Below are 4903 nucleotides of genomic sequence, written 5' to 3'. Positions count from 1 at the left end.
CCCGCGCGGTGCTGCTCGACGTGCGCGACGTGGACGAGTGGATCGGCGAGAGCTCCTCGCCCTACGGCCGCGATTTCTGCCCCCGCAAGGGTCGCATCCCCGGCGCGCGCTGGATCGAGTGGTATCGCTTCATGAAGCCCACCGCCGCGGGCCCGCGCCTGAAATCGCCCGCCGAGGTGCAGGCCGAGCTCGCCAGCGTGGGCATCGGCCTCGACGACACCGTCTATCTCTACTGCTTCAAGGGCGCGCGCGCCTCGAACAGCTACCTCGCCCTGAAACGCGCCGGGGTGAAGGACGTCCGCATCTACTTCGGCAGCTGGAACGAGTGGTCGCGCGATCCCGCCCTGCCGATCGAGAGCGCCGCTCCCGTCGCCGCCGAATGACCCCCCTCACACCCGACCCGGAAGGAAGACCCCGATGAAAGACTCCGTTTTCGCCGACCCGATGATGGACAAGGACGACGTCGCCGCGATGGTGCTGGCCGCCAAGAAGCGGCTCGGCCTGAGCTGGGCCGAGATCGCCGAGAAGACCGGCCTGTCGCCCGTCTTCACCCACTCCGCCGCGATGGGCATGAACTCGATGCCCGAGGCGGGAGCGAGGAACCTGGTCGCGGCCCTCGGACTGCCGGAGGAGGCGGTTTCGGTCCTGATGGACTACCCCACCAAGGTCTGGGCGCAGGCCGTGCCGACCGACCCCTGCATCTACCGCCTCTACGAGATCGTCGCCGTCTACGGCCCCACCATGAAGGCGCTGATCCAGGAGGAATTCGGCGACGGCATCATGTCGGCGATCGACTTCGACATGAGCATTTCCCGCGTCGAGAACCCCAAGGGCGACCGGGTCAAGGTCGAGATGACGGGCAAGTTCCTGAAGTACAACACCTGGTGAAGCCGGACGGGGCCCGGGGGCGGCCGCCTTGCGCGGCGGCCCCCGGGCGCCTTCCCTGCGGGAACGGACGGCGGCAATGGCAACCAGACGCAGCGGCATCGTCGTGATCGGCGCCGGGCAGGCCGCCCTGACGCTGGCCGAGACGCTCCGGCGCGGCGGCGAGACGCGGCCCATCACCCTGATCGGCACCGAGGTCCATCCGCCCTACCAGCGGCCGCCGCTCTCCAAGGCCTATCTCTCGGGCGGGATGCCGCGCGACCGCCTGTGGCTGAAGCCGCCGGAATGGTACGCCGAGCACGAGATCGACCTTGTCCTCGGGGTCGAGGTCACGGCGATCGACCGCCGCAGGTCGCAGGTCGTCCTGTCGGACGGAGGGGTGCGGGCCTATGGCCAGCTCGTGCTGGCCACCGGCAGCCGCCCGCGTCCCCTGCCCGCCGCGGCCGGGGGCGACCTTGCCGGGGTCCACGTCATCCGTGGCATCGACGACATCGACCGGCTGGCCGCGCAGCTCGCCTCGGCGCGCGCGGTGCTGTTGATCGGCGGCGGGTATATCGGGCTCGAGGCCGCCGCCGTCGCCCGTGGGCTCGGGAAATCCGTCACGCTGGTCGAGGCCGCGCCGCGCATCCTCGCCCGCGTGGCCTGCGACCGCACGGCCGCGATGGTGCGGGACCTGCACCTGTCGCACGGCGTCGACCTGCGCGAGGGGCTGGGCGTCGCACGGCTCGTTCCGGGCGCCGATGGCGCGGCGGCCGGTGCGCGGCTCGCCGATGGCACCGAGGTGGCGGCCGACCTGGTGATCGTCGGGATCGGTGGCATCGCCAACGACGCTCTGGCCCGGTCGGCCGGGCTGCGCTGCGGCGATGGCAGCGGCGGCGTCTGCGTGGACGCGTTCTGCCGCACGGAGGACCCCGACATCCTGGCTGCGGGCGACGTCGCGCTCTTCGACATCGACGGAAGCGGGTCGATGCGGCTCGAGAGCGTGCAGAACGCGTGCGACCAGGCGAGGGCGGCGGCCGCCACCCTGCTCGGTCGGGAGGAGGCCTATGCGCCCGTGCCCTGGTTCTGGTCCGACCAGTACGACATGAAGCTCCAGATCGCCGGTCTGAACCGCGGTGCGGACAGGACGCTGCTGCGGCCGGGACGGCGACCCGGAACCGGGTCGGTTTGGTATTTCCGGGCGAGCCGGTTCGTCGCGGTCGACGCGCTCTCCGATCCACGGGCCTACATGGCCGGCAAGCGCTGGCTGGAGGAGCGTGTCAGTCCCCGGCTGGATCAACTCGCCGATCCTGCGGTCGATCTCAAGGAGGTCGCGTCCGACCCCGTCGACGTTCCTGCATGAGGTTTCCGGTCCGGGCCTCGGGGGGCGCGGACACGGTCGACCGAAGGCGTCGCTAGCGCCCCGTCGGCGGACCGGACGCCCCGCCCCGGGCGATCCGCCCGGCCGGGAGGGGCGTTCGCACGCCGGTGGTGGAGGGGAAGCTCGCCGGCAGATCGCGGAGGCGTCGCATCGCGAGGTAGGCGAAGCATTGCGCCTCGGTCGCGTCGCCTTCCCAGCCGACGGCCTCGGCGGCGAGGACCTCGACCCCTGCACGACCCCCGATCATCGCCAGCAGCGTCGGGTTGCGCCGCCCGCCGCCGCAGACGATCAGGCGCTCCGGCCGCTCGGGCAGGAGGTCGAGGCCGCGCCCCACGGCGGAGGCGGTGAAGGCCGTCAGCGTCGCGGCGCCGTCCGCGTCGGAGAGGTCCGCGACCCAGGCATGGCCGAAGTCGAAGCGGTCGAGCGATTTCGGGAACGGCCGGGCGAGGTAGGGGGGGCCGAGCGCCGTGCGCAGGCGGTCCTCGTCCACCCGGCCCGAGGCGGCGAGGCGGCCGTCGCGGTCCATCTCGCCGAGGCCCCGCGCCGCGACGAAGTCGTTGATCGGCGCGTTCGCCGGTCCGGTGTCGAAGGCGACGAGTCCGCCCCTGCCGTCCCGCGCCGTGACGTTGGCGACGCCGCCGAGGTTGAGGATGGCGTTTCGCGTGTCGCCCAGCCCGTCGAGGAGCGCGCCGTGGTAGACGGCCGAGAGCGGCGCCCCCTGCCCGCCCGCCGCCATGTCCGCGCTGCGGAAGTCGTGGACCACGTCGGCCCCGAGAAGCCGCGCCATCAGCGCCCCGTCGCCGAGCTGGCGCGTGCGGCCGGTGCGCCCCTCGGACGGCGCGCGGTGAAGGACGGTCTGCCCGTGGAAGCCCACGGCGGCGATCTCGGCCATGCCCAGGCCCGCCTCCGCTACCAGCCGCGCGACGGCCTCGGACTGGGCCCGCGTGATCCGCGCCTCCGCCTCGGCGAAGACGGCGGGCTCGGGCCCCGCGAAGTCCCAGGCCAGCGCCTCGGAGAGGCAGCGGGGCAGGACGGCGCGCGTCTCGTCGTCATAGGGATAGAGCGCGTGCGGCCCGAACGCGCCGATCCGCTCCCCGTCGGTGCGCAGCAGCGCCACGTCGATGTTGCCGTCGAGAACCGTGCCGGTCATCAGGCCGACGCACCACGCCATGTCCATGGGATCACTCCACGAATAGCGCCTCGCCCACGGCACGGCGGAGCGCGGCGATGCCGGTCTCGGCGTGGCGCGTGGGGTGGACGCGGTTGGTCAGGAGGGTCCAGGCGCGCCCGGTCCCGAAGTCGATCCAAAGGCCCGTGCCGGTGAAGCCGGTATGCCCGATGGTCGCGGGCGAGCAGGCCTGCCCCCCGGACCAGCCGGGATGCGCCCGCTCCCAGCCGTGGGTGCGCGTCTCCGACAGCGGCTCGGCTTCGGGGCCCGGCCCGCGCGCGAGCATCTCCTCCGCCACGTCGAGAAGCGCGTCGGCGGTGCCGAAGAGGCCCGCGTGCCCCGAGCCGCCGAGCGCGAAGCAGTTCTCGTCATGCACCTCGCCCCGCATGACGCGGCCGCGCCAGGTGCAGGCCTCGGTCGCGGCGCAGGCCTCGGGGTCGGGGGCGAAGGTGAGGCCGGGGCCCGGGTCCATCTCGCGGATGGCGGCGCCCTCCAGCCGCTCGAGCGCGATGCCCAGCAGGATGAAGTTGATGTCGGAATAGACCGGCGCGGGCAGCCGCCGCCATTCGCGTTGCAGGACGAAGGCGCGCAGCGTCGCGGGATCGCTGCCGTAGGTGTAGATCGGCTCGACCGCCGGGAAGGGCGTGAGGTGGCCGAGGCACTCGCGGAAGGTCACGCGGCGCTCCCAGCAGTCGGCGTGATACTGCCGGAAGTCGGGGATCACGGAGGTCAGGGCCGCGTCGAGGTCGATCCGCCCCGCCGCCGCGTGGGCGAGGATGCGTGCGGCCGTGAAGACGGGTTTTGTCAGCGACGCGAGGTCGAAGACCGTGTCGCGGGCGACGGGAACGGCCTCCGGCGTCAGGACGGCATGGCCGGTCCAGCGAACCTCGCGCGCCCCCTGCCCCACGGCGCCGAGGACGGCGCAGGGGATGCGGCCCGAGGCGACCGCCTCCTCGGCCAGCGCCCATGCGGCCTCGAAGCTCATCCGCGCCCCTCCAGCGCCACGCGGTGATCCACACCGTGCTCCTGCCAGACCTGCGGCGGCGCCTGCCAGCCGGCGGGGCGGAGGATGGAGGGCACCTCGTCGGTCTCGAGCGCGAAGTCGACGCGGCGCTTCTCGATCGAGGGGACGGCGGCGATGAGCTTGTGCGTGTAGGGATGGCGCGGGTCGGAGAGAACCGCGCGCGCGGCGCCGATCTCGACGATGCGGCCCGCGTAGATCACGGCGATCCGGTGGGCGATGCGCTCGACCACGGCCATGTCGTGCGAGACGAAGAGGTAGGCGAGCCCCATGTCGCGCTGGAGGTCCACCAGAAGGTCGAGCACCCGCGCCTGCACCGAGACGTCGAGGGCGGAGACCGCCTCGTCGAGCACCAGCACCTTCGGGTCCGGCATCAGCGCGCGGGCGATGCAGATGCGCTGCCTCTGGCCGCCGGAGAATTCGTGCGGATAGCGCTCGAGCGCGTCCTGCGGCAGGTCCACCTTGCCCA

The 4903-nt window shown here is 73.0% G+C and carries 6 protein-coding genes; 3 read left to right on the top strand and 3 right to left on the bottom strand.

Annotation, left to right across the window (positions count from 1 at the left end):
- The 3 genes from ACTS11_RS11125 to ACTS11_RS11115 all read left to right on the top strand — a co-directional run.
- On the top strand, positions 1-383 hold a 383-nt coding region (locus ACTS11_RS11125), incomplete at its 5' end, for a sulfurtransferase (RefSeq protein ID WP_442640381.1).
- Positions 384-417: 34 nt separating this feature from the next.
- Positions 418-888: a cyanase gene (gene cynS, locus ACTS11_RS11120; protein ID WP_442640380.1), complete on the top strand. Its 471-nt coding sequence runs from the start codon at positions 418-420 to the stop codon at positions 886-888.
- 76 nt (positions 889-964) lie between these two features.
- A complete protein-coding gene (locus tag ACTS11_RS11115; protein WP_442640379.1) occupies positions 965-2227 on the top strand; it encodes an NAD(P)/FAD-dependent oxidoreductase in 1263 nt (420 codons plus the stop codon).
- Between the two features lie 52 nt (positions 2228-2279).
- Here ACTS11_RS11115 and ACTS11_RS11110 read toward each other — a convergent pair whose 3' ends face one another.
- From ACTS11_RS11110 to ACTS11_RS11100, 3 genes are all read right to left on the bottom strand, one after another.
- On the bottom strand, positions 2280-3422 hold the full coding sequence (locus ACTS11_RS11110; protein WP_442640378.1) for an anhydro-N-acetylmuramic acid kinase: 1143 nt from the start codon (positions 3420-3422) through the stop codon (positions 2280-2282).
- A gap of 4 nt (positions 3423-3426) precedes the next feature.
- Positions 3427-4398 carry a serine hydrolase domain-containing protein gene (locus ACTS11_RS11105; protein WP_442640377.1) on the bottom strand — a complete coding sequence of 324 codons (972 nt, stop codon included), beginning with the start codon at positions 4396-4398 and terminating at the stop codon, positions 3427-3429.
- Positions 4395-4903, bottom strand: a 509-nt coding sequence (locus ACTS11_RS11100; protein WP_442640376.1) for an ATP-binding cassette domain-containing protein, incomplete at its 5' end; no start/stop codon positions are given. The genes ACTS11_RS11105 and ACTS11_RS11100, both read right to left, overlap by 4 nt.

The sequence above is a fragment of the Roseicyclus sp. genome (assembly GCF_052168335.1).
GTDB lineage: Bacteria > Pseudomonadota > Alphaproteobacteria > Rhodobacterales > Rhodobacteraceae > Roseibacterium.
Note: the sequence above shows the minus strand (reverse complement) of the source record. Positions and strands in the feature narration are given on the sequence as shown.

Bases quoted from the DNA above. Each gene is read 5' to 3' on its own strand.
- ACTS11_RS11110 (WP_442640378.1), bottom strand. From the start codon at position 3,422: ATGGACATGGCGTGGTGCGTCGGCCTGATGACCGGCACGGTTCTCGAC.
- ACTS11_RS11115 (WP_442640379.1), top strand. From the start codon at position 965: ATGGCAACCAGACGCAGCGGCATCGTCGTGATCGGCGCCGGGCAGGCC.
- ACTS11_RS11105 (WP_442640377.1), bottom strand. From the start codon at position 4,398: ATGAGCTTCGAGGCCGCATGGGCGCTGGCCGAGGAGGCGGTCGCCTCG.
- cynS (WP_442640380.1), top strand. From the start codon at position 418: ATGAAAGACTCCGTTTTCGCCGACCCGATGATGGACAAGGACGACGTC.